Raw genomic sequence first — 24,888 nt, forward strand, 5'->3', positions numbered from 1 at the left:
GGGAGGGGGTGGTGTGGGGGGCGGGGGGGGGGGAAAAAAAGACAAACCAGGGACGCCCCGGGCCACACCCCTCCCCCCCCCCGGGCCGTTCTGTCACAGCTCCTTGAGGCGCTCCTTGAGGGCCATCGCGGCGCGCGCCCGGAGCATCGGCCCCTCGGCCTCGTCGTCCGAACCTGCCTCCGCGACCGTCGCCATGTGCGCCGCGAACCGCGCGTCCGCCGCCGCGAGGGTGGCGTCCGGCGCGGCCCGGTAGGCCTCGGTGACGTCGTCCAGCGCGCCGTCGTGGAAGGTCACGCCCATGGTGTCGATCGGCAGCACCATGTCGTAGATCGCCGAAGCGACCGCCGCCTCGACGCGTGCAGTGATGTCGATTTCGCCCGAGTTGTTCATGCGGGCAACCTAGCGGCAGGAGCCGTGCGCCGTCGCCGAAAGCTCAGGCGATCCAGCCGCGCTCCCGAGCCACCGTCACGGCCGCCGTCCGATCCGCGACGCCCAGCTTGGCGAACGCGCGGAGCAGGTGCGTCTTGACCGTGGCCTCGGTGATGGACAGCTCGCGCCCGACCTCCGAGTTCGACCGCCCACGGGCCACCAGCCCCAGCACCTCGGTCTCCCGCGCCGAGGGCCGTTCGGCGGCCGTGCGGACCGAGCTGACCAGGCGCGTCGCCACGCTCGGCGCCAGCACCGTCTCGCCGCGGGCCGCTGCGCGCACGCCCGCGACGAGCACCGCGCGGGGCGTGTCCTTGAGCAGGTAGCCGGTCGCCCCGGCCTCGACGGCCCGCAGGATGTCGGCGTCGGTGTCGTACGTCGTCAGCACTACCACGCGCGGGCCCGTGCCGACGATCCCGGCGGTCGCCGCGACGCCGTCGAGCACGGGCATCCGCAGGTCCATGAGCACCACGTCGGGCCGGAGCTCGGCGGCCAGCGCCACCGCCTCCTGCCCGTCGGCGGCCTCGCCCACGACCTCGAGGTCGTCCTCCACCGTCAGCATGCCCGCCAGGCCCGACCGCACCACCGGATGGTCGTCCACCACCAGCACCCGGATCATCCCGCCACCCCCTGTGTCCCGTCGCGGGCGGGCTCCATGGCCCTGGTCCCGTCGCCCGATCCCGCCTTGCCGTCCGATCCTGTCCTCCCGGGCGATCCCGCCTCGCTTCCCTGGGCGGGGTCGGCCGCGTCCTCGACCGGCACCCGGACGCGCAGCGTCGTGCCGGCGCCGGCGTCGGACCTCACCGACAGCGTGCCGCCCGCCGACCGCACCCGGTCGCGCATCCCGGCCAGCCCGAACCCGTCGGAGACGTCCGGCCCGAAGCCCCGCCCGTCGTCGGCGACGGTGAGGATCACCGCGCCCTCTGCCCGCGCCAGGCGCACGGCGACGGTCATGGCCCGCGCGTGCCGCCGCACGTTCGTCAGCGCCTCCTGCGCGGCCCGCAGCAGCACCACCTCGGTGGCCGGCGGGAGCGGCCCGACGCCGTCGGCCTCGAAGCTCACCACCTGCTCCGTCTCCAGGGCGTACCGCTCCGTGAGCCTCCTCAGCGCCTGCGGGAGCGAGGCGTCCTGCAGCGCCACGGGCGCGAAGGCGGCCACCAGGGCACGCGCCTCGGCCAGGTTGTCGCGGGCCGTGTCCTCGACGAGGTGCAGCCGCTCGCGCACGGCGGCGTCGTCCCCGACGTCGAGAGCTGCCGTCGCGGCCTGCGCCTGCATGACCACGCTCGTGAAGCCCTGCGCGAGGGTGTCGTGGATCTCCCGGGCGAGCCGCTCGCGCTCGGCCACGACGCCCGCCTCATGGTTGGTCCGCGCGAGCTCCGCCTGCGCCGCGCGCAGCTCGTCGAGCAGGCGGGCATGCTCCTCGGCGCGCCGCATCGCGAGATGGAACCAGAGCCCGAGGGCGACCGCGAACAGGAGCGTCACGAACATCTGCGGCACCACGCTGAGCACCACGGCGGCGTCGAAGCCGTATGCGGCGACGATGCCGACCGTCACCGAGACGGCGAGCACGACGCAGCCGATCACGCCCTGCCGGATCGTCTCGAGCAGCATCCACACCTGCGCGAACGCGATGAACATCAGGAACGTCGCGATGCCCGCCTGCGACACCGCCACCCCGGTACCCAGCACCAGCACCACCAGGTAGGCGATCGCGAGCCTCCACTCCCTGGTCCGCGCCGCCCGCGCACCCCACAGCAGGTACGCGACCACGATCGCGGCCAGCGCGGCGAGCGCGACCACGAGCGACACATCGCGCGTGCCCTCCAGCACGAGGGCGGCGGCGGTCAGCGCGACGATCACGCCGAACGCCGCGTCCCACCACCGCACCTGCTGCTCCCACCCGGCGTACAGCAGGTTCACGGAGGGCCCGTCCGCCGCAGCCTCGCCCGCCGAGCTGCCACCGGCCGCCTCGCCCGCGGGGATGCCGGCAGCCGCAGTTCCGTCAGCCGTCATCGTGCCGTCGCCACCGGAACGTCCGGGTGCCGACCACGAGCGCTACCACCAGCCATGCCGCCAGTACAGCAGCCGTCGCGCCGTGCTGCCAGGAGCCGGCCGGCTCCGCCGCCGCGAACGCCTCCGGGAGGAACACCGACCGCATGCCCTGCGCGATCCACTTCAGCGGGAAGATCGACGACAGGTCGAGCATCCACCCCGGGAGCTGGGTCACCGGGAAGAACACCCCGGAGGTGAACTGCAGCACCAGCAGCGGCGTGACCACCACGGCGCTCGCGGACCGGCCGGACCGGGGCACCGACGAGTACGCGACGCCGCACACCGCCCCCGCCGCCGTCCCGAGCACGAACACCCACGCGAACGTGACCCAGTGCTCCACGTCGTCGGGCAGGGGCACGTCGAAGGCGAGTGCCGCGACCGCGAGCAGCAGCGCGGTCTGCGCGAGCACGGTGACCAGCGACAGGAACACCTTGCCCAGGAAGTACGACGTCGCGGGCAGGGGCGTGGCGCGCAGCCGCTTCAGCGTCCCGTCGTCGCGCTCGACGGCGATCGACATGGCGAGCGTCTGGTACGTCGAGAGCATGACGCCGGTCGCGATCATCCCGGGCAGGAAGTACTGCGCGAAGCTCACGCTGACGCCGTTCGACACAGCCGGGTCGTCGTCACCGAAGACCGTGGAGAAGATCGCGAGCATGATGATCGGGTAGGCGAAGCCGAACACCATCGAGTCGCGCTCGCGGACGAACTGCAGCAGCTCCACGCCGCCGCGCACCAGGCCGAGCCGGAGCGTGCCGGGCAGCCTCCGCGCCGCGCCCGCCGCGGTCCGGCTCGTCGTGCTCGTCGCAGCAGTCGTGCTCATCACGCCGCCTCCTCGGTGTCGGTCGGGATCTCGCCGATCAGGGACAGGTAGACGTCCTCGAGCGTCGGGCGCGTCACGGACAGACCGGGTACCTCGCCGCCGGGTCCGGCCGCCGCGATCAGCCGGGCGACGGCGGCGGTCGGCCGGTCCGTGCGCTCGGTGCGGCGCACCCCGCCGTCGTCCCAGGCGACGACCGGCGTCCGGGCCCCGGGCCCGCCCAGGGAGTCGGGCGTGCCCTCGGCCACCACGACGCCGTCGCGCACGACGAGGACCCGGTCGGCAAGCTGCGCTGCCTCGTCCAGGTAGTGGGTGGTCAGGAGGATCGTGGTGCCGTCGTCGCGCAGCCCGGTCACCAGGTCCCAGAAGGAGCGGCGCGCCTCGGGGTCGAACCCGGTGGTGGGCTCGTCCAGGAAGAGCAGCTCGGGCCGGCCGACGATCCCGAGGGCCACGTCGAGCCGCCGCCGCTGCCCACCCGAGAGCCCGCGCGTCCGGGCCTTCGCCTTCTCCGCGAGCCCGACCGCGGCGATCACCTCCGCCGGGTCGCGCGAGTCCGGGTAGGCGGCTGCCGTGGAGCGCACCTTCTCCAGGACCGTGAGCTCGCTCAGGTCCCGGGAGTCCTGCATGACCACGCCGATCCGTGCGCGCCACGCGCGCCCGGCCTCCTTGGGGTCCTCGCCGAGCACGGTGACGTCGCCGTCGTCCCGGTCGCGGAAGCCTTCAAGGATCTCGACGGTGGTGGTCTTGCCCGCGCCGTTGGGGCCGAGCACCGCCACGATCTCGCCGTGGGCGACGTCGAGGTCCAGGCCGGCGACGGCGTCCTTGAACCCGGTACGGGCGTTGCCGTACCGCTTGCGGAGGCCGCGTACCCGAACGGCCGAAGAGCCGGATGTCTGCATGGTTCGAGCATGCTCCGTGGGAGCCTCGTGGCGGGACGCCCGTTCGGCTGCACCTCATGTCCGTCGTCCGGTGGACAAGGGACCTTCCGCGACCTGCAAGGGCCTGTCCGGAACGAGTTCGACCTACGGCCCCGGGTACCGTACAGTTGTGCCTCGGTGATCGATGCTCACCTGATGCCGTGCGCCTCTCCAGGGCTCGTGGTATGGCAAGATCAGGCATCGAACACAAAGGGTAGTGGCGCAATTGGTAGCGCAGCGGTCTCCAAAACCGCAGGTTGCAGGTTCGAGTCCTGTCTACCCTGCCAGCGTGAACCCCAGCGGGGCCGCGCGCAGCGGGCCCACGTGAGTGGACCTGGAACGGCAGTCCGCGCCGCCCGGCGCGCCGGGCCACAGGAGTGGGGTAGCAGTGAGCGACACCGAGGTGATCCAGAGCGCTGCGGAGCGTCCGAGCAAGGGCGGCGGCAACATCTTCGCCCGAATCGCGCTCTTCGTGCGCCAGGTGGTGGCCGAGCTCAAGAAGGTCGTCTCGCCGACGCGCTCCGAGCTCTTCACCTACACGACCGTCGTGCTCGTCTTCCTGGTCGTCGTCATGATCTTCGTGGTGGCCCTGGACTACGCCTTCGGCATGCTCGCGGGCTGGGTCTTCGGCTGATCCTCCCTCGCGGATCCGGCGGCTGACGCCGCCGTCGACCGGTCCCGGAGACGGGCCCGTGTCGGTCCGGGTGCGCCGGACGAGCTCATGGGGCACGCTGCGCAGTACTTCGCTGTGACGGTTCTCGCCCGTCGCTGATTGTCCCTTCGGGGTACTTTCGCGCGACAATGGCCGGACACAGCTCGTAGAAGTACGCACACCCGTGCCGGGCGCAGCCCCGGCGCACGAAGAGAAAGCAGGTTCGTTCGTGTCCCAGGACTCTCTGGACCAGACGGAGAACGTCTCGCCGGCCGACGGCGACGAGACGGCCGTCGACGCGCCCCTGGACGCCGAGAACGCTGACGTGCCTGCGGACGCCGAGACCCCGGCCGAGACCGACGTCGAGCCCGAGGACGAGGGCGACGCCGACGACGAGCGCCCCGCTGACGCCGACGGCGACGTCATCGTGGACGAGGTCGAGGAGTTCAAGCGAACTCTCCGCAGCCAGCTGGGCGACTGGTACGTCATCCACTCGTACGCCGGGTACGAGAAGCGCGTGAAGACCAACCTCGAGAACCGCATCCAGAGCCTGAACATGGAGGACTACATCTTCCAGGTCGAGGTTCCGATGGAAGAGGTCGCCGAGATCAAGAACGCGCAGAAGAAGATCGTGAGCCGGGTCCGCATCCCGGGCTACGTCCTCGTGCGCATGGACCTGACCGACGAGTCGTGGGGCGCCGTCCGGCACACGCCGGGTGTCACGGGCTTCGTCGGGCACACGCACCAGCCGGTGCCGCTGAGCTTCGACGAGATCTACTCGATGCTCGCGCCGTCGATGCTGCCGCAGCCCGCCCAGGTCGGCCAGCAGGCCGCCGGCGGGGGCACGATGACCAGCAGCGGCAAGGCGCCGGTCCACGTGGACTTCGAGGTCGGCGAGTCGGTGACCGTGACCGACGGGCCGTTCGACACGCTGCCCGCCTCGATCTCCGAGATCAACGTCGAGGCCCAGAAGCTCAAGGTCCTCGTCTCCATCTTCGGCCGGGAGACCCCGGTCGAGCTGGGGTTCAACCAGGTCGCCAAGATCTGATTCGTCCGTACCCCAGCATTGCAACCGGGTCATCGCCCACGGCGTAGGCCCATCCAACAGAAGGTAGTGAACGCATGCCCCCGAAGAAGAAGGTCTCCGGCCTCATCAAGCTGCAGATCCAGGCCGGCGCCGCGACGCCGGCTCCGCCGATCGGCCCCGCGCTGGGTCAGCACGGCGTGAACATCATGGAGTTCTGCAAGGCGTACAACGCGGCGACCGAGTCGCAGCGTGGCAACGTCATCCCGGTCGAGATCACCGTGTACGAGGACCGCTCGTTCACCTTCATCACCAAGACCCCGCCGGCCGCCGAGCTCATCAAGAAGGCCGCCGGTGTGGCCAAGGGCTCCGCGACGCCGCACACGGTCAAGGTCGCCTCGATCACCAAGGACCAGGTCCGCGAGATCGCCACGACCAAGCTGCCCGACCTGAACGCGAACGACCTCGACGCCGCTTCGCTGATCATCGCGGGCACCGCCCGCTCCATGGGCATCACCGTCTCGGAGTGATCCCCCCGGGGCCTCGGCCCCGGACGAACCACCACCAGTGGCAGGGCCATACGGTCCGCTACGACCACAAGGAGAGAAACATGGCAAAGCGCAGCAAGGCGTACCTCGCCGCCGCGGAGAAGATCGACAGCGAGACGCTGTACGCGCCGCTGGACGCGATCCGTCTGGCCAAGGAGACCGCCACGGTCAAGTACGACGCCACCGTCGAGGTCGCGTTCCGGCTGAGCGTGGACCCGCGCAAGGCGGACCAGATGGTCCGCGGCACGGTCAACCTGCCGAACGGCACGGGCAAGACCGCCAAGGTCATCGTGTTCGCCAACGCCGCCAAGGCGGAGGAGGCCCGTGCGGCCGGTGCCGACGAGGTCGGTGGCGACGAGCTGATCGAGAAGGTGGCCGCCGGCTACACCGACTTCGACGCGGCCGTCGCCACGCCGGACCTGATGGGCAAGGTCGGTCGCCTCGGTAAGGTGCTCGGTCCCCGCGGCCTCATGCCGAACCCGAAGACCGGCACCGTGACCATGGACGTCACCAAGGCCGTGTCCGACATCAAGGGCGGCAAGATCGAGTTCCGCGTCGACAAGCACGCGAACCTGCACTTCATCATCGGCAAGTCCTCCTTCTCGGAGGCTCAGCTGCTGGAGAACTACGTCGCCGCGCTCGACGAGGTCCTGCGCCTCAAGCCGTCGTCCTCGAAGGGTCGCTACATCAGCAAGGCGACCATGACCACGACGATGGGCCCCGGCATCCCGCTGGACCAGAGCAAGACCACCAAGCTCCTGGAGGAGCTCCCGGCCTGAGCCGAGCACTCCTGAGCGCAGGAAGGCCCGCACCCCACAAGGGGTGCGGGCCTTTTTGAATTTTCATCAGAACCATGTATCGAACGGGGTGCCCGGGCCTCTTGTCTGATGGGCGGCAGGAAGCCGACGTGAGCTGAGGAGAGGGGAGTGCCTGGTGGGCACCATTTTCCACCTCCCCGGATCCGCGAGCCCCGCCGTAGACTCGGTTGGTCCAAGTGCTCCACGTCCAGTAGGTGACGTGGAAACATCCGCCAGCAGAGAATCCCGTGGTGCAATGACAGGATCAAGGGAGGCCCTGCCCGACGTCGACGGGTCCGGTCTCACGCTCGGCGATCGCGCAGCGATCGCGCTGACCGAGTACCGCGCAGGCAACCATCAGGCGCTCGGCGACCTGGTGCGCGAGGCGACGCCGTTGCTGTGGCACACGGTCCGGGCGCAGGGAGTCGACCGCGACGCCGCGGACGACGTCGTGCAGAGTACCTGGGTGGCGCTCGTGCGGCATGCCGAGACCATCGCCGAGCCGAAGGCCGTGCTGAAGTGGCTCCTGGTGACCGCGAAGCGGGCTGCCTGGGAGGCGGTGCGCAAGCACCGTGACGACGAGAAGCGCCGTACCGAGCTGCCGGACGACAGCCCCGAGCATCCGATGGCTCTCCCCGCGAACGATCCACCACCCGACGCCGAGGTGCTGCGCGACGAGCGCGACCGCATCTTGTGGACGTCGCTCCAGAAACTGCCCGGACGCTGCCAGGAGCTGCTGCGTCTGGTCTCGCTCGCCGACCGGCCGGACTACCGGTACATCTCGGCGGCGATCGGAATGCCGATGGGTTCCATCGGTTCGACTCGTGGCCGCTGCTTGGCGAAGCTGCGGACCATCCTCGATGAGCAAGGGGACTTCTCGTGGACCTGACGCCGGAACCCAACATGGACGACGAGGCCGTGGGGCGCCTCTCGTTCGACCCGAAGGGCGCGCTGGACGCCGAGGACGGGGCCGTGCTGACCCGCCTCGCCCGCGCGGTCGGCGCGGTGGACCCGGTGCCGGAGGGGCTCGTCGAGCGGTCGCTGTTCGCGATCACGCTGGCCGGCCTCGAGGCCGAGCTCATGGAGGCCGTCTACCTCGACACGCCGCTCGCCGGTGTCCGCGGGGCCGCTCCGGCCGCCCGGGCCGACGACGCCGCACCTGCCGAGGCGAAGACCATCACGTTCACGCACGACTCGCTGACCGTGATGATCACGCTGTCCCCGTCCGCCGGCGGACGGGTGCGGATCGACGGCTGGGCCGCCCCGGCGGCCGGCCTGAACGTGGAGCTGCACCGGCCGGGTGTCGACGTGGTCTCCACGGCGTCCGACGAGGACGGCCGGTTCTCCTTCGACGCGGTCGAGCGTGGCCGCGCGAGCCTGGTGGTCCGCCGGACCGACGGCGGCGGCGGTGCCGTGAGCACGCCGATCATCGAGCTGTGAACTGCTGAACCACTGAACTACCACCGTGTGTGATCCGGCCGAGGGGCGCGGCGGGGTCTGTCGAGCAATCGTTGTCAATGGAGAGGTATTGCTGTGAGCGAGCCCATTCCCGAGCCCGAGCTGCGCGTCCGAGACCACGCCGGGGGGTGGCGGCCGGTCCGGGAGCTTGATCCGGCCGAGGCGCCGTGCCGACGTGACGTGCGGCTGGCGCCGACCCGCTATGTAGCGGACCGGCTGATCGTGCGAGGCACGGTCGGTGAGGGTGATGAAGTGCTGGCGCTGCTTCGAGAGCAGTCCGAAGCACGGGGTCTGGTCCTGGTGGAGGAGGAGCTCGATCTGGCGCCCATGCGGCGTGAGGTGCCACGACGTGGCATCGCCGTACACCTGACCCAGCCCGATGGGGACGCCGCGGATGTCTGGGACCTGCTCGATGATCTCGCGGACCGCGCGGACATCGAGACGAGCAGGCGGATCGGCCTGGACCACGTCCTGACAGGTCATCGTCCGAAGCCTGGCCTGGCAGTCCTTGGCGACAGAGAGCCGTCCCATCAGGTAGGGCCCGCACCGGTTCGTGCGCTTGGGGCCGGTTCCGCACCCTGGCTGTCAGATGACGGTGTCTCACGACCGGTCGTGGCCGTCGTGGACACGGGCATCGGGACGCACCCTTGGTTCAACGGATCGCACGTGATCATCCGAGACGCCGAGGTCGACGGTCGCCCGATCGGGACGTTCACCGAAGATGAACCGGTTACGGGACACGAGCCGGAGACCGAACTCCCACCGTATCTGGGGCACGGGACGTTCATCGCGGGTGTCGTGCACCAGGTGTGTGCCGACGCCGCGATCCTCCCGGTACGGGTGATGTCCACTGACGGCAGCGTTCGTGAGTGGGACCTGGCGCGCTCACTGGAGCGGCTCCTCGAGTATCACCTGCGCGGTGTTGCCGGCATCGACGGTTATGCCCCGGTGGACGTCGTCGTACTGGCGCTGGGCTTTCATCCGGAGCTGCTTGAAGACGATGACTACGAGGGCGTGCTCCGTGGCGTCTTGCGTGACCTGCGCCGTGAAGGCGTGATCGTTGTCGTCTCCGCAGGCAATGACGGTCGCGAACAGCCAGTCTTCCCAGCCGCCTGGGCGCCACACGTGCGTCGTGTGGAGAATCGGGCAGAGCCCCTGGACGACAACGACCTTCGTGCGGACTACACACCGCTCTTGGTTGTCACAGCGGCCAACCCGAACGGTACGCTTGCGAGCTTCGCGAACGACGGCCCGTGGGTCACGGCTGTGCGGCCCGGTACCAATGTGCACAGCACAATGCCGACGACTGCCGACGGAGCGCTGCTGCCGACGAATCTCGGTGATGGCGGTCGTGAGTCCGTGGACCCCGATGACTTCACGGGTGGATTCGCGACCTGGAGCGGAACGTCATTCGCAGCGCCTGTTCTTGCGGGCGAACTCGCGAAAGCACTTGTGAGTGAAAGGATCGCTGGACCGTCGGGCGAGAGAGTCGCGGCGGCCTGGCGGGCAGTGGCGAATGCAACGGGGCTGCCGATTCCGGTCTGATGACGCGATGGGGTGACTGTGGTGGCGATCGGCTCGCAGGAGGGCTCGACGCGGCTGTTCGAGCGATTGAACGCCGCACGTGACCTCAATGCGCGAGCCCAATGGTCGTCATCACAGTCAGAATTGCGCGGGCTGATTGCCGAACTGCATGAGACGGATCCTGGCACGTACGGTCCAAACGGCAAGGCGCTGTGGGCCGAGCTCATGGTGCGTGCGCATGTTGGGCTTTCAAATCCTGTGCATGCGCTGACCGGGTCGCTCGGTAGGGCGTTGGTGCACTGTGATGACGCCGAGCGCATTGCCCGTGACTCCGGTGACATGGCGATGGTGAGACTGGTGGACGGTCAACGTGGCGTCCTCTGTTCCCGTTCGGGACAGTCGGGCAGAGCACTCGTGAACCTCACTTTGGCGCTTCAGACGCCTGGTCTCACTGATCGCAGGGATCTCGCGACCGTGTATCTGAACCGGGGGAGCGTGCACAGTGAACTCGGGAGCTTCGATGAAGCGCTGCGGGACTACGAGACTGCGCACGAGCATGCTGTGGCCCTCGGCAATCCACGAATCGTCTCCTGGGCCCTCCAAGGCATCGGTTATGCGCGATACACGCTCGGCAACCTCCCGAGTGCTCTTGCGTCGATGGAACAGGCGGTTGCGGCTGCTCCGGACTGGGACGACGGAGTTCCCGAACTCGGCCGTGCGGAGGTGCTCTTCGAGAGCGGTCTGCTCGCCGACGCGGAACAGCTCCTCGCGGATGCCGCCGAACGACTCGCCCGTGCCACGTTGCGGCTTGAACACGCCGAGGCGGAATGGTTCAGGGCGAGGGCCTTGATGGGCCTCCTGCGTTTCGACGACGCGCGTGCTCAGGCAGCACAGGCCCGTCGCCGGTTCGAGCGTGGTGGGCAACGGTCGATGGCCGCCCTCGCGAGGGTACTTGAGCTCGAGGCGTCGCTCAGCGAGGCAGTGCGGTCCCCCGGCGGACCGTCACGCGGAGTGGCCCGCCGTGGGGCCCGAGGAGCGATGAACGTGGCCGCAGCCGGCGACGAGGCCGGCCCCACGCTCGGCTACCACCCGGGACATGCAGCCCGGCTGGTCGCCGCCCGCTGGTTCGTCCTGGCGGGCGACCTCGACGCGGCCCGGAACGTGCTCACAGACCTTCCCCGCGGCATGGTCAGCGCCCCGCTCACCATGCGGATCCAGCACTACACGGTTCAGGCAGAGCTCGCGTTCGCGACCGATGACCGAGCCAGAGGTATGCGAGCCGTACGGACGGGGCTGGGGCTGCTCGCCGACCATCGCAGCAGGCTCGGTTCGGTCGAGTCGGTCACGGCCGCCGCAGCACACGGCGTCGACCTGACCCACCTGGACGTCGAAGCGGCAGTGCGCACCGGGAGATCCGCTGCCCTGTTCGACGCCCTGGAACGCGGCCGCTCCACGTTCGCCGGCACGGGCCGGGTCACCCCACCTGACGATCCCGAGGCGGCGGCCCTGCTGACCGAGGCGCGTGGATTGCTGGCCAGGGCGCGGGAGCTCGGCGCGGGGGAGTCGAGGGAGCGTGAACGGCTCACCCGCAGAGCGAGCCGCATTCAGGGCGAGGTGCGGGAACGCTCCTGGCGGCACGCCGGCAACGCGGGCGCCGTGCAGCGTCCGGTCACCGCTCGCGAGGTGCGCGGCACTTTGGCAGCGGGTAGCAAGGGATCCGTCGTGGCGAGCTTCCTCGTCATCGCCGACGTCCTGCGCTGCGTCCGCGTCGACGCCGCCGGCGTCACCACCGTCGACATCGGCCCGGCCGACGACGTGATCGAGCGGGTCCGCCGCCTCTCCGCCGACTTCGCCATGGCCGCCAACGACCTGATCCCGACACCCCTGCGCGCCGCGGCGACGGCGTCGCTGGCGCGCAACCTCAAGGCCCTCGACACCGTCCTGCTCGCCCCGCTGCACGCCGACGGCGACCTCTACGTGGTCGCCCGGGAACCGCTGCTCAGCGTGCCGTGGGCAGCACTCCCGTCCCGGGGCGGGCTGCGTACCTCGGTGAACTCGTACGTCGCGCGCGGCCGCACCCACGCCCGGCCCACCGGCGAGCGCAGGCTGCTCGCCGCGGCCGGCCCCGGCGTCCGGCACGGTGCGACCGAGGCCCGCGCCGTCGGCGAGCAGTGGCCCGGCGCTACCGTGCTGACCGGCAAGGACGCCGTGACCGAGCGGGTCCGCACCGCCCTCGCCACCCACGACGTCGTGCACCTGGCCACCCACGGCCAGCACGACGCCGACAACCCCCTCTTCGCGAGCATCGACCTCGCCGACGGCCCCCTGTTCGCCCACGAGCTCGACGGCACACCGCTGCCCGGCTCCGTGGTGATCCTGTCGTCGTGCGAGGTGGGCGGTTCGACCCAGGTGCTCGGCGGCGAGCTCCTGGGGCTCACGTCGGTGCTCCTGCGCCTGGGCGCGCGCGCCGTCATCGCGTCCGTCGCCAAGCTCTCCGACGAGCTCGCCGCCCGCGTCATGCCCCGCCTGCACGCCCACCTGCGCGAGACCGACGACCCGGAGGCGGCGCTCGCGGCCGCGCTCCGCGACGTGGCCGAGCCGGTGCCGCTCGTCTGCTTCAGCTCGGTCGAAGGACTTGCCGCGGGCTGATCGCCTTGGTCTCGTCCCGCCCGAACCCCTGACCTGCGCGGTTGCCCCGGGCGATGACAGGCCGCCCCGTGCCCCGCTATCGTGGCCCGCCCGGCGCCCCCGTGGGGCCCGGAGAGGCGAGGGGGCAGGTATGTGGCCGGAACTGGAGGCGGAGCTGATGGCCGCGCGGGAGCTCAGCTCCCGGTCGCGACCGGGCGACGCCCTGCTGCGGTTCCGGGACGTGCTCGACCGGCTCCGGGTCGTGGACCTCGGCGAACTCAGCGCAACGGACCGTGAGCGCTGGGCCGAGGGCATGGTCCGTTCCCTGGCGGGGGAGGCCGTCGCGGTCCACGCCGTCGAGGACACGCTGGACAAGCCGCTCGCCCTCCTGGGCGACGCCGACGCCCGCGCCGATGCCGCTCCGCCGCGAGTCCGCAGGCGGCTCGCCGCCGTCGTCGACGGGAACCGCGGCCTGCTGCTGCAGCGCTCCGGCCGGCTCACCGACGCCGTCGCGGCCTTCGACCGGGTGCTCGCGGTCGCGGACCAGCTCACCCCGCGCGACTACGCCACGGCACTGCTCAACCGGGGCGCGGCCGCCATCGAGCTCGGCCGGCTGGACGCGGCGCTCGCCGACTTCGACGCCTGCCACGAGGCCGCAGGGCTGGCAGACCTGCCCGGGATCGCATCCCTCGCCCTGCACAACACGGGCTTCGTGCGGTACGCGCTCGGCGACCTGCCGGGCGCGCTGCAGGCCATGGCCGCGGCGCGCGCCGTGGACCCGGAACGCTCCGACGGCGTGCTCGACATCGGCCGCGGCGCCGTCCTCTACGAGGCCGGGCTGCTCGAGGACGCCGAGCAGGTCCTCACCCAGGCCATCTCCCGGATGGTGGTGCCGGGCCGCGCGCACCACCGCGCCGAGGCGGAGTACTTCCGCGCGCGCTGCCTCATGGCGCTGCACCGGTGGGACGAGGCGCAGGCCGCGGCGGCCTTCGCCCGGCGTTACTACGCCGGCGTCGGCCACCCGCAGCGCGCCGCCGTCGCGCGCGTCGCCGAGCTGGAGGCGATCCTCCTGCCGGTCCGGCGCGGCGAGGCCCCCGTTCCCGACGACGCCCGGCGTCGTGCCGAGCAGGCCATCCAGGCCGCCGAGGCAGGCGACGAGGTGGACCCCCTGCTCGGCCAGCGGCCCGGCCTGACCGCGCGGTTCGTCGCCGCGCACTGGTACCTCCTGGCCGACGACGTCGCCGCCGCGCGCACCGTCCTCGACAACCTCCCCGCCGGCATGGCCGACGCCCCGCTGTCCACGCGGATCCAGCGGCAGACCGTGCTCGCGCAGCTCGCGTTCGCGTCGGGCGACCGGGCGGCCGGCATCGAGGCGGTGCGCACGGGGCTGGAGCTGCTCGCGGACCATCGCGTGGGGCTCGGCTCGGTCGAGTCCGTCACCGCCGCCGCGGCGCACGGCGTGGACCTGCAGCGGACCGACGTCGAGGCCGCGGTGCGGACCGGCCGGCCGGACTGGCTCTTCGAGGCGCTCGAACGCGGCCGGACCACATTCGCCGGGATGGGCGGCACAGTCGCGCCGGACGAGCCCGCGGTCGGCGCGCTCGTCACCGAGGCACGCGGGCTCGTCGTCCGCGCCCGCACCCTCACCGACCGGGGCAGCGCCACGGAACGCGCCCACCTCTTCGAGCGGTCGCGCCGGCTGCTGGCGACGGCACGCGAACGCGCCTGGCACCGCACCGGCGCCGAGCACGACGTGGCCGAGGACCGCCCGGCCACCACCGCCGAGGTCCGCGAGCTGCTCGCCGCCCGCGACGACGGCGCCGTCGTCGCCAACTACCTGGTGCTCGACGGGATGCTGCGCTGCGTCCGGGTCGACGCGCACGGCGCGCGCACCGTCGGCCTCGGAGCGCTCGCCGAGGTCACCGAACGGGCGCTGCGCGTCCGCGCGGACTTCGGGGCCTGCGCCAACGAGCACGTGCCCCCGGCCCTGCGCGACGCCGCCCACCGCTCCCTGAGGCGCAACCTCGACGCGCTCGACCGGCTCCTCGCGCTGCCGATGCAGGCGGACGGCCCGCTGTACGTCGTGGGCAGGGAGCCCCTGCTCAGCGTGCCCTGGACGGCGCTCCCGTCGCGGCGCGGCCGCCGCACGACCGTCCGGTCCTACATGGCGCGCGGCCGTGCGCACCCGCGCCCGGGGAGCAGGCACCGGCTCCTCGCCGCGTACGGTCCCGGCGTCACCCTCGGCGCGAGCGAGGTGCGGGCCGTCGGCGCGGTATGGCCGGGGGCCACGGTCCTCACCGGCGCCGCCGCGACGACGGCGGCGGTGCGGGCCGTGCTCGCCACCCACGACATCGTGCACCTCGCCACCCACGGCAGGCACGACGCCGACAACCCGCTCTTCGCCTTCGTCGACCTCGCCGACGGGCCGCTGTTCGCCCACGAGCTCGACGGCACCCGGCTCCCCGGATCCGTGCTCGTCCTCTCGGCCTGCGAGGTCGGCGGCTCGTCCCAGGTGGTCGGCGGCGAGGTGCTCGGCCTGTCGTCCGTGCTCCTGCGGCTCGGCGCCCGCGCGGTCGTCGCCGCCGTCGCCCCGCTGTCGGACGCCGTCGCCGCGCGCGTGATGCCCCGGTTCCACGCCCACCTGCGCGCCACGGACGACCCGGAGGCCGCGCTCGCCGCGGCGCTCGCGGACGAGCCCGAGCCGGTGCCGCTGGTGTGCTTCGCGTCCCTGGAGGGCCTGGGCCGGTGACCGCCGGCGGGCGGCGCTCGGCGGCGCGCGGACGGCGTCGTCCGCCGTGTGGCGCAGCCCACCGCTTCGTGCGTGCGGCCCCACGCGTGAAGCCATGTATAGTTCTCGGGTAACCCAAGACCGCCGGTCGTCCGACGCTGCCCGCTCGTAAGAGCACCGGGCGGAAGAAGACCGAAGTCCCGCTGAGAGCGGGGGCCTGCGCAGGTGACGAACTCGAGTGCGGTCCTGCCGCGCGAACCGAGCCCCGTGCACCTGCGCCGGGGCTCTTTTTCTCGTTCCGGGGCAACGCCCGGGGCTCACGCCCCAGGGGACGGTGGTACCACCACCGGAAGGATTGCCATGGCGAGGCCGGACAAGGCAGCCGCTGTCGCAGAGCTCGCGGACAAGTTCCGCGACTCGAGCGCAGCCGTGCTGACCGAGTACCGCGGGCTCACCGTCGCGCAGCTCAAGGAGCTGCGTCGGTCGCTCAGCGGCAACGCAACCTACGCCGTGGTGAAGAACACGCTGACGGGGATCGCGGCCAAGGAGGCCGGTGTCGAGGGTCTCGACGCCGACCTGAAGGGCCCGTCCGCCATCGCATTCGTGACCGGGGACCCGGTCGAGGCTGCGAAGGGTCTGCGTGACTTCGCCAAGGCGAACCCCGCACTGGTCATCAAGGGCGGCGTGCTCGACGGCCGCCCGATGTCCAGCGCGGAGATCACGAAGCTCGCGGACCTCGAGTCCCGCGAGGTTCTGCTGGCCAAGGTGGCCGGCGGTCTGAAGGCCACGCTGACGCGTGCTGCTTACGCCTTCACCGCCAAGCCCGCCCAGGTCGCCCGTGCCATCGATGCCCTGCGTCAGAAGCAGGAATCGGAGGGTGCTGCCGCCTGATCAGGTGGCAGCGCCAGTTCACACCCCCCCCTGCTTCTCGCGGGCCGGCACCGGCCCGCGAAGCGCCAACTGAAAGGAACGCCATCATGGCGAAGCTCTCCACCGACGAGCTCCTGTCCGCCTTCGAGGAGCTCACGCTCATCGAGCTCTCCGACTTCGTGAAGGCCTTCGAGGAGAAGTTCGACGTCACCGCCGCCGCTCCGGTCGCCGCTGCCGTTGCCGGCCCGGCCGCCGCTGCCGCTGAGGCCGTGGAGGAGAAGACCGAGTTCGACGTCATCCTCGAGGCTGCCGGCGACAAGAAGATCCAGGTCATCAAGGAGGTGCGCGCGCTCACGTCCCTCGGTCTCAAGGAGGCCAAGGACCTGGTCGACGGCGCGCCGAAGCCGGTTCTCGAGGGCGCCGACAAGGACGCCGCCGAGAAGGCGAAGGCTGCCCTGGAGGGCGCCGGCGCCACCGTCACCCTCAAGTGACCTCAGGCATCACCGCCTTCGGGCTGGTGTGACGGCCGCCCGGGCTCGTCCCGGGCGACCGTCCGCCGACTGCAGAGGCCCGCACCCCCTCGGGGTGCGGGCCTCTCGCGTGCGCGGACCGTCCGGCCAGGTCGTCCGGGAATATCACCCGCGACGCACCCGTTGAACCGCCTTGCGCCGCCCCGTCCAGCCGCCACGCCGCGGCAGTGCGGATACGCAACGATTCGAGGATTCCCACAGTCTCGACGTGCAGGACGTAGGGCGACTGGACATACTAGAACCAGATAGGTATGCTAGCGCTTTGCGCCCGCGTGTGCCCTCGACGCCTCCCCCTGCTTCCCGAAAGTCCTGGTCGCATCCCCGCTCAGGGGATGCCCACCGGTGACCGGTGAATCCGGCAGAGCATCCTGCAGCACCGCAGAGCGTACAGCGTTCACCCGAACTGCAGGGAAGGACCCCTCTTGGCTGCCTCGCGCACCCCTTCAGCTCCGTCCGCCGAAGCCATTGCGAACCGTACCGCTTCCCGTCGCGTTTCCTTCGCAAAGATCTATGAGCCACTCGAGGTCCCCGACCTGCTTGGCCTGCAGACCGAGAGCTTCGACTGGCTTCTTGGTAACCCAGCCTGGCAGGGCAGGGTAGAAACTGCCAAGGCGGCTGGTCGTAATGATGTCCCGGAAACCTCCGGACTGGAAGAGATCTTCGAGGAGATCTCCCCGATCGAGGACTTCGGCTCCTCGATGTCTCTCTCCTTCTCGAACCACCGCTTCGAGCCGCCGAAGTACACGGCGGACGAGTGCAAGGAGAAGGACTTCACCTACGCGGCCCCGCTGTTCGTCACCGCGGAGTTCGTCAACTACACCACCGGTGAGATCAAGAGCCAGACGGTCTTCATGGGCGACTTCCCGCTCATGACGGCGCGCGGCACCTTCATCATCAACGGCACCGAGCGCGTCGTCGTCTCGCAGCTGGTGCGTTCCCCGGGCGTGTACTTCGAGCGCACCCCGGACAAGACCAGCGACAAGGACGTCTTCTCCGCGAAGATCATCCCCTCGCGTGGTGCGTGGCTCGAGTTCGAGATCGACAAGCGCGACGCCGTCGGCGTGCGCGTCGACCGCAAGCGCAAGCAGTCCGTCACGGTGCTGCTCAAGGCCCTCGGCATGACCGAGTCGGAGATCCGCGAGCAGTTCGCCGACTTCCCGTCCGTGCTCGACACGCTCGAGAAGGACCACGTCCACACCGAGGACGAGGCCCTGGTCGACCTGTACCGCAAGATCCGCCCGGGTGAGCCGCCGACGGTCGAGGCCGGTCGTGCCCTGCTCGAGAACTTCTACTTCAACCCGAAGCGCTACGACCTCGCCAAGGTCGGCCGCTACAAGGCGAACAAGAAGCTCGGTGTCGACGCGGAGCTGGCCGAGTCCACGCTGTCGCTGACCGACGTGGTCCACACGATCAAGTACCTGGCGTCGCTGCACGCGGACAAGACCACCATGGACGGCGTCCGCAACGGCCAGCCCGTCGAGGTGCGCGTCGAGGTCGACGACATCGACCACTTCGGCAACCGCCGCATCCGCGCCGTGGGTGAGCTCATCCAGAACCAGGTGCGCACGGGTCTGTCCCGCATGGAGCGCGTCGTTCGCGAGCGCATGACCACGCAGGACGTCGAGGCCATCACGCCGCAGACGCTGATCAACATCCGTCCGGTCGTCGCGTCGATCCGTGAGTTCTTCGGCACGTCGCAGCTGTCGCAGTTCATGGACCAGAACAACCCGCTGGCCGGTCTGACGCACAAGCGGCGTCTGAACGCGCTCGGCCCGGGTGGTCTGTCCCGCGACCGCGCCGGCATGGAGGTCCGTGACGTCCACCCGTCGCACTACGGCCGCATGTGCCCGATCGAGACCCCTGAGGGTCCGAACATCGGTCTGATCGGTTCGCTCGCGTCGTTCGGTCGCATCAACCCGTTCGGCTTCATCGAGACGCCGTACCGCCGGGTCGAGGACGGCAAGGTCACCGACAACATCGACTACCTCACGGCCGATGACGAGGACCGCTACATCATCGCGCAGGCCAACACGCCGCTGCTCGAGGACGGCACATTCGTCCTCGACCGCGTCCTGGTCCGCACGAAGGGTGGCGAGACCAACGACATCCCGGGTGCCGAGGTCGACTACATGGACATCTCGCCGCGCCAGATGGTGTCGGTCGCGACGGCCCTGATCCCGTTCCTCGAGCACGACGACGCCAACCGCGCCCTCATGGGTGCCAACATGCAGCGCCAGGCCGTGCCGCTGGTGCGGTCCGAGGCCCCCGTGGTCGGTACCGGCATGGAGCGCCGTGCGGCGGTCGACGCCGGCGACGTCATCGTGGCGACCAAGCCCGGTGTGGTCACCGAGGTCTCGGCCGACCTGGTGCTCGTGGCGAACGACGACGGCACGACGGGCTCGTACCGCGTGCACAAGTTCGTGCGCTCCAACCAGGGCACGAGCTACAACCAGCGCGTGCTGGTCGACGAGGGTGCGCGGGTCGAGGTCGGCTCCGTGCTCGCGGACGGCCCGGCGACGGACGAGGGCGAGCTCGCGCTCGGCCGCAACCTGCTGGTCGCGTTCATGTCGTGGGAGGGTCACAACTACGAGGACGCGATCATCCTGTCGCAGCGCCTCGTGGAGGACGACGTCCTCTCCTCGATCCACATCGAGGAGCACGAGGTCGACGCGCGCGACACCAAGCTCGGCCCGGAGGAGATCACGCGGGACATCCCGAACGTCTCCGAGGAGGTCCTCGCGGACCTCGACGAGCGCGGCGTGATCCGCATCGGTGCCGAGGTCGGCGCGGGCGACATCCTGGTCGGCAAGGTCACCCCCAAGGGTGAGACCGAGCTGACCCCGGAGGAGCGCCTGCTGCGCGCGATCTTCGGCGAGAAGGCGCGCGAGGTGCGCGACACCTCGCTCAAGGTTCCCCACGGCGAGCAGGGCACGGTCATCGCGGTGCGCGAGTTCAACCGGGAGGACGGCGACGAGCTGCCCGCCGGCGTGAACCAGCTGGTGCGCGTCTACATCGCGCAGCGCCGCAAGATCACCGTCGGTGACAAGCTGGCCGGCCGCCACGGCAACAAGGGCGTCATCTCGAAGATCCTCCCGCAGGAGGACATGCCGTTCCTCGAGGACGGCACGCCGGTCGACGTCATCCTGAACCCGCTGGGTGTGCCGGGCCGTATGAACGTGGGCCAGGTGCTGGAGACCCACCTCGGGTGGATCGCCAAGCAGGGCTGGGACGTCTCCCTCGCGGAGGACAAGGGCGGGGAGTGGCTGGAGAGCCTTCCCGAGGTCGCCCACAAGAGCGAGCCGAGCCGCCCCGTCGCCACCCCGGTGTTCGACGGCCTGGAGGAGGTCGCCCTGCGCGGTCTCTTCGGTGCGACCCTGCCGAACCGTGACGGTCAGCGCATGGTCAACCAGGACGGCAAGGCGCAGCTCTTCGACGGCCGCTCCGGCGAGCCGTTCCCGGAGCCCGTCTCCACCGGTTACATGTACATCCTGAAGCTGCACCACCTGGTCGACGACAAGATCCACGCGCGCTCGACCGGTCCGTACTCGATGATCACGCAGCAGCCGCTGGGTGGTAAGGCGCAGTTCGGTGGTCAGCGTTTCGGTGAGATGGAGGTCTGGGCTCTCGAGGCGTACGGCGCCGCGTACACGCTCCAGGAGCTGCTCACCATCAAGTCCGACGACGTCCCGGGCCGTGTCAAGGTCTACGAGGCGATCGTCAAGGGCGAGAACATCCCCGACTCGGGTATCCCGGAGTCCTTCAAGGTGCTTCTCAAGGAGATGCAGTCGCTGTGCCTGAACGTCGAGGTGCTCTCGAGCGACGGTGTCTCCATCGAGATGAAGGAGTCCGACGACGAGGTGTACCGCGCCGCTGAGGAGCTCGGCATCGACCTCTCGCGGCGGCCCAACGCCGCCTCCAGCGTCGACGAGATCTGATACCAGGCCGCGCCCGTGCACCGGGCGCGGGCCTGGACACCCCGAGGATTTTCGAGAACTTCAGGAAGTAGGACACCTTGCTCGACGTCAACGTCTTCGACGAGCTGCGTATCGGCCTCGCCACGGCCGAGGACATCCGTGCCTGGTCGCACGGTGAGGTCAAGAAGCCAGAGACCATCAACTACCGCACCCTCAAGCCGGAGAAGGACGGGCTCTTCTGCGAGAAGATCTTCGGTCCGACCCGCGACTGGGAGTGCTACTGCGGCAAGTACAAGCGCGTGCGCTTCAAGGGCATCATCTGCGAGCGCTGTGGTGTGGAGGTCACGCGTTCCAAGGTGCGCCGTGAGCGCATGGGCCACATCGAGCTCGCCGCCCCCGTCACGCACATCTGGTTCTTCAAGGGTGTGCCGTCCCGCCTGGGCTACCTGCTGGACCTGGCACCGAAGGACCTGGAGAAGGTCATCTACTTCGCGGCCTACATGATCACGTCGGTCGACGACGAGGCCCGCCAGGAGGACCTGCCCAACCTGCAGAACGAGATCGATCTCGAGAAGAAGGAGATCTCCGACCGCCGGGACAACGACATCAACACCCGCGCCCAGAAGCTCGAGGCCGACCTGGCCGAGCTCGAGGCCGAGGGTGCCAAGGCTGACGCGCGCCGCAAGGTGCGCGACTCCGCCGAGCGCGAGATGGCTCAGCTGCGCAAGCGCGCGGACCAGGAGCTGGACCGCCTCGAGCAGGTCTGGGACCGGTTCAAGAACCTCAAGGTCGCCGACCTCGAGGGCGACGAGATGCTGTACCGCCAGCTCCAGGACCGCTACGGCACCTACTTCGAGGGTGCGATGGGCGCGAACGCGATCCAGCAGCGCCTGCAGAACTTCGACCTGGACGCCGAGGCCGAGTCGCTGCGCGAGACCATCCGCTCCGGCAAGGGCCAGCGCAAGACCCGTGCGCTCAAGCGCCTCAAGGTCGTGAACGCGTTCCTGACGACCACCAACTCGCCCACGGCGATGGTGCTCGACGCCGTCCCGGTCATCCCGCCGGACCTGCGCCCGATGGTGCAGCTCGACGGTGGCCGGTTCGCGACGTCGGACCTGAACGACCTGTACCGCCGCGTCATCAACCGGAACAACCGCCTCAAGCGGCTCCTGGACCTGGGCGCGCCGGAGATCATCGTCAACAACGAGAAGCGGATGCTCCAGGAGGCCGTCGACTCGCTGTTCGACAACGGCCGTCGTGGTCGCCCGGTGACGGGCCCCGGCAACCGTCCGCTGAAGTCGATCTCCGACATGCTCAAGGGCAAGCAGGGCCGGTTCCGTCAGAACCTGCTCGGCAAGCGCGTCGACTACTCGGGCCGTTCGGTCATCGTGGTCGGCCCGCAGCTCAAGCTGCACCAGTGCGGTCTGCCCAAGCAGATGGCGCTCGAGCTGTTCAAGCCGTTCGTCATGAAGCGGCTCGTGGAGCTGAACCACGCGCAGAACATCAAGAGCGCCAAGCGCATGGTCGAGCGCACCCGCCCCGTGGTCTGGGACGTGCTCGAAGAGGTCATCACGGAGCACCCGGTGCTCCTGAACCGTGCGCCGACGCTGCACCGTCTGGGTATCCAGGCGTTCGAGCCGCAGCTCGTCGAGGGCAAGGCCATCCACCTGCACCCGCTCGTCTGCGGCGCGTTCAACGCCGACTTCGACGGTGACCAGATGGCCGTGCACCTGCCCCTGAGCGCCGAGGCGCAGGCCGAGGCCCGCATCCTCATGCTCTCGAGCAACAACATCCTGAAGCCGTCGGACGGCCGTCCGGTGACCATGCCCTCGCAGGACATGATCATCGGTCTGCACCACCTCACGAGCGACCGTCCGGGCGCCGTGGGCGAGGGGCGTGCGTTCGGCTCCGTGGCCGAGGCCATCATGGCCTTCGACCGTGGCGAGCTGGACATCAACGCCAAGATCCGGCTGCGGATGTCCGACCTGGTGCCGCCGCTGAAGGACTTCGAGGCTCCCGAGGGCTGGGAGCAGGGGCAGCAGCTCCTGTTCGACACCACCCTCGGCCGGTACCTCTTCAACGAGACGCTGCCCGTCGACTACCCGTACGAGAACGGGATCGCCGACAAGAAGCGTCTGTCGACGATCGTCAACGACCTCGCCGAGCGCTACCCGAAGGTGGAGGTGGCCGCGGCGCTGGACGCGCTGAAGGACGCCGGCTACCGGTGGGCCACGCGTTCGGGCGTCACGATCGCCATCTCGGACGTCGCCGCCCCGACCGTCAAGGGCGAGATCCTCGACGAGCACGAGGCTCGGGCCCTCAAGGTCCAGCAGCAGTTCGACAAGGGTCTGATCACCGACGACGAGCGCCGTCAGGAGCTCATCGAGATCTGGACGCAGGCGACCGACAAGGTCGCGTCGGCCATGCGGGTCAACCTCGAGAGCAACGCGCGGAACACCGTGATGCGCATGGTGGGCTCGGGTGCTCGTGGTAACTGGATGCAGGTTCGTCAGATCGCCGGTATGCGCGGTCTGGTGGCGAACCCGAAGGGCGAGATCATCCCTCGTCCGATCAAGTCCAACTACCGTGAGGGCCTGTCCGTCCTCGAGTACTTCATCGCGACGCACGGTGCCCGTAAGGGTCTGGCCGACACGGCCCTCCGTACGGCTGACTCGGGTTACCTGACCCGTCGTCTGGTGGACGTCTCGCAGGACGTCATCATCCGCGAGGAGGACTGCGGTACCGAGCGTGGCCTCACGCTGCCGGTCGCGGAGAAGCTCGCGGACGGCTCGCTCGTCCCGGACGACCGCGTCGAGACCAGCATCTACTCGCGTACCTTCGCGACCGACGTGGTGGACGCCGACGGCAACGTCATCGCGACCGCCGGGTCGGACGCCGGCGACGTCATCATCGACCAGGTCATCGCCGCGGGCATCGAGAACGTCAAGGTCCGTTCGGTCCTGACGTGCGAGTCCCGTGTCGGTACCTGCGCCAAGTGCTACGGCCGCTCCCTGGCCACGGGTCTGCTCGTGGACATCGGCGAGGCCGTCGGCATCATCGCGGCGCAGTCGATCGGTGAGCCGGGCACGCAGCTGACGATGCGTACCTTCCACACCGGTGGTGTGGCTGCCGCCGAGGACATCACGCAGGGTCTGCCGCGTGTCACCGAGCTCTTCGAGGCCCGCACCCCCAAGGGTGAGGCGCCCATCGCGGAGTACACGGGTCGCGTGACGATCGAGGACACCGAGCGGACGCGTCACCTCGTGCTGACGCCGGACGACGGTGGCGAGGAGATCAAGTACCCGGTCACCAAGCGTGCCCGTCTGAAGATCGCGGACGGCGACCACGTGACGGTCGGTACCCAGCTCGTGCAGGGTGCCGTCGACCCGAAGAAGGTGCTGCGCATCCTCGGCCCGCGTGCCACGCAGACGCACCTGGTGGACCAGGTCCAGGAGACCTACCGCAGCCAGGGCGTGGACATCCACGACAAGCACATCGAGGTCATCGTGCGGCAGATGCTGCGGCGCGTGACCGTGCTCGACTCGGGTGACTCGCAGCTGCTGCCGGGTGAGCTCGCGGAGCGCATGCGCTTCGAGGACGCGAACCGCAAGGCCGTGTCGGAGGGTGGCCAGCCGGCCGCCGGCCGTCCGGAGCTGATGGGTATCACGAAGGCCTCGCTCGCCACCGACTCGTGGCTCTCGGCGGCCTCCTTCCAGGAGACCACCCGGGTGCTCACCGAGGCGTCGATGAGCGGTCGCCGTGACCCGCTGCTGGGCCTCAAGGAGAACGTCATCATCGGTAAGCTCATCCCGGCCGGTACGGGTCTGCCCCGTTACCGCAACGTCGAGGTCGAGCCCACCGAGCAGGCCAAGGCCGAGCTCTACCCGAGCTTCGGCTACGACGAGATCGACTTCCCGACCCTCGGTATGGGTTCGGGCGAGGCGATCCCGCTGGAGGACCTGGACCTCGGCGACTTCCGCTGACCTGATCCTCTGACCGTCAG

The 24,888-nt window shown here is 70.1% G+C and carries 18 protein-coding genes, 1 tRNA gene and 1 pseudogene; 15 read left to right on the forward strand and 5 right to left on the reverse strand.

The features are described from left to right. Positions 1 to 93: 93 nt before the first annotated feature. Genes ACFV9Q_RS17245 through ACFV9Q_RS17265 form a run of 5 tightly spaced genes read right to left on the reverse strand, consistent with a single transcriptional unit; the run spans position 94 to position 4,194 of the window. Entirely contained in the window at positions 94 to 390 is a 297-nt protein-coding gene (locus tag ACFV9Q_RS17245; RefSeq protein WP_377235414.1) for a hypothetical protein, read from the reverse strand. 43 nt (positions 391 to 433) lie between these two features. Next, positions 434 to 1,045 (reverse strand): response regulator, encoded by a 612-nt coding sequence (locus ACFV9Q_RS17250; RefSeq protein WP_377235415.1) that lies wholly within the window; start codon positions 1,043 to 1,045, stop codon positions 434 to 436. Then, positions 1,042 to 2,439 carry a sensor histidine kinase gene (locus tag ACFV9Q_RS17255; RefSeq protein WP_377235416.1) on the reverse strand — a complete coding sequence of 466 codons (1,398 nt, stop codon included), beginning with the start codon at positions 2,437 to 2,439 and terminating at the stop codon, positions 1,042 to 1,044. The genes ACFV9Q_RS17250 and ACFV9Q_RS17255 overlap by 4 nt, the downstream gene beginning before the upstream one ends. Beyond that, positions 2,429 to 3,298, reverse strand: a complete 870-nt coding sequence (locus ACFV9Q_RS17260) for an ABC transporter permease (RefSeq protein WP_377235417.1) — start codon at positions 3,296 to 3,298, stop codon at positions 2,429 to 2,431. Before ACFV9Q_RS17260 ends, ACFV9Q_RS17255 begins: the two co-directional genes overlap by 11 nt. After that, on the reverse strand, positions 3,298 to 4,194 hold the full coding sequence (locus ACFV9Q_RS17265; protein ID WP_377235418.1) for an ABC transporter ATP-binding protein: 897 nt from the start codon (positions 4,192 to 4,194) through the stop codon (positions 3,298 to 3,300). The genes ACFV9Q_RS17260 and ACFV9Q_RS17265 overlap by 1 nt, the downstream gene beginning before the upstream one ends. Before the next feature lie 229 nt (positions 4,195 to 4,423). Here ACFV9Q_RS17265 and ACFV9Q_RS17270 point away from each other — a divergent pair. The 15 genes and pseudogenes from ACFV9Q_RS17270 to ACFV9Q_RS17340 all read left to right on the forward strand — a co-directional run bounded on the left by ACFV9Q_RS17270 (position 4,424) and on the right by ACFV9Q_RS17340 (position 24,868). Continuing rightward, a tRNA-Trp gene (locus ACFV9Q_RS17270) sits at positions 4,424 to 4,499 on the forward strand. A gap of 101 nt (positions 4,500 to 4,600) precedes the next feature. Beyond that, a complete protein-coding gene (gene secE / locus ACFV9Q_RS17275) occupies positions 4,601 to 4,846 on the forward strand; it encodes a preprotein translocase subunit SecE (RefSeq protein ID WP_377220036.1) in 246 nt (81 codons plus the stop codon). Between the two features lie 247 nt (positions 4,847 to 5,093). Then, positions 5,094 to 5,912, forward strand: coding sequence for a transcription termination/antitermination protein NusG (gene nusG, locus ACFV9Q_RS17280; RefSeq protein ID WP_377230944.1), 819 nt, complete (start codon positions 5,094 to 5,096; stop codon positions 5,910 to 5,912). Positions 5,913 to 5,986: 74 nt separating this feature from the next. Further along, entirely contained in the window at positions 5,987 to 6,418 is a 432-nt protein-coding gene (gene rplK, locus ACFV9Q_RS17285) for a 50S ribosomal protein L11 (protein ID WP_020016098.1), read from the forward strand. A gap of 80 nt (positions 6,419 to 6,498) precedes the next feature. Continuing rightward, complete coding sequence (rplA, locus tag ACFV9Q_RS17290) at positions 6,499 to 7,215, forward strand: 50S ribosomal protein L1 (protein WP_377230945.1); 717 nt, start codon at positions 6,499 to 6,501, stop codon at positions 7,213 to 7,215. A 274-nt stretch (positions 7,216 to 7,489) separates the two neighbouring features. Then, positions 7,490 to 8,122: an RNA polymerase sigma factor gene (locus ACFV9Q_RS17295; RefSeq protein WP_036964581.1), complete on the forward strand. Its 633-nt coding sequence runs from the start codon at positions 7,490 to 7,492 to the stop codon at positions 8,120 to 8,122. Beyond that, positions 8,113 to 8,673 carry a hypothetical protein gene (locus tag ACFV9Q_RS17300; protein WP_377235419.1) on the forward strand — a complete coding sequence of 187 codons (561 nt, stop codon included), beginning with the start codon at positions 8,113 to 8,115 and terminating at the stop codon, positions 8,671 to 8,673. Before ACFV9Q_RS17295 ends, ACFV9Q_RS17300 begins: the two co-directional genes overlap by 10 nt. 93 nt (positions 8,674 to 8,766) lie before the next feature. After that, a complete protein-coding gene (locus tag ACFV9Q_RS17305) occupies positions 8,767 to 10,236 on the forward strand; it encodes a S8 family serine peptidase (protein WP_377235420.1) in 1,470 nt (489 codons plus the stop codon). Positions 10,237 to 10,560: 324 nt separating this feature from the next. Further along, positions 10,561 to 10,839, forward strand: a pseudogene (locus ACFV9Q_RS17310) (hypothetical protein); the annotation flags it as partial. Between the two features lie 414 nt (positions 10,840 to 11,253). Beyond that, a complete protein-coding gene (locus ACFV9Q_RS17315) occupies positions 11,254 to 12,864 on the forward strand; it encodes a CHAT domain-containing protein (RefSeq protein ID WP_377235522.1) in 1,611 nt (536 codons plus the stop codon). Positions 12,865 to 12,994: 130 nt separating this feature from the next. Then, complete coding sequence (locus ACFV9Q_RS17320) at positions 12,995 to 15,592, forward strand: CHAT domain-containing protein (protein WP_377235421.1); 2,598 nt, start codon at positions 12,995 to 12,997, stop codon at positions 15,590 to 15,592. A gap of 339 nt (positions 15,593 to 15,931) precedes the next feature. Continuing rightward, on the forward strand, positions 15,932 to 16,462 hold the full coding sequence (gene rplJ / locus ACFV9Q_RS17325) for a 50S ribosomal protein L10 (RefSeq protein WP_285100975.1): 531 nt from the start codon (positions 15,932 to 15,934) through the stop codon (positions 16,460 to 16,462). An 86-nt stretch (positions 16,463 to 16,548) separates the two neighbouring features. Continuing rightward, on the forward strand, positions 16,549 to 16,932 hold the full coding sequence (rplL, locus tag ACFV9Q_RS17330; RefSeq protein WP_285100977.1) for a 50S ribosomal protein L7/L12: 384 nt from the start codon (positions 16,549 to 16,551) through the stop codon (positions 16,930 to 16,932). Positions 16,933 to 17,393: 461 nt separating this feature from the next. Next, on the forward strand, positions 17,394 to 20,906 hold the full coding sequence (gene rpoB / locus ACFV9Q_RS17335; RefSeq protein ID WP_377231807.1) for a DNA-directed RNA polymerase subunit beta: 3,513 nt from the start codon (positions 17,394 to 17,396) through the stop codon (positions 20,904 to 20,906). 77 nt (positions 20,907 to 20,983) lie between these two features. After that, on the forward strand, positions 20,984 to 24,868 hold the full coding sequence (locus ACFV9Q_RS17340) for a DNA-directed RNA polymerase subunit beta' (RefSeq protein WP_377231808.1): 3,885 nt from the start codon (positions 20,984 to 20,986) through the stop codon (positions 24,866 to 24,868). The last annotated feature ends 20 nt before the right edge of the window (positions 24,869 to 24,888 follow it).

Origin of the sequence: Promicromonospora sp. NPDC059942 (assembly GCF_042731755.1) — a bacterium.
Classification (GTDB): domain Bacteria; phylum Actinomycetota; class Actinomycetes; order Actinomycetales; family Cellulomonadaceae; genus Promicromonospora.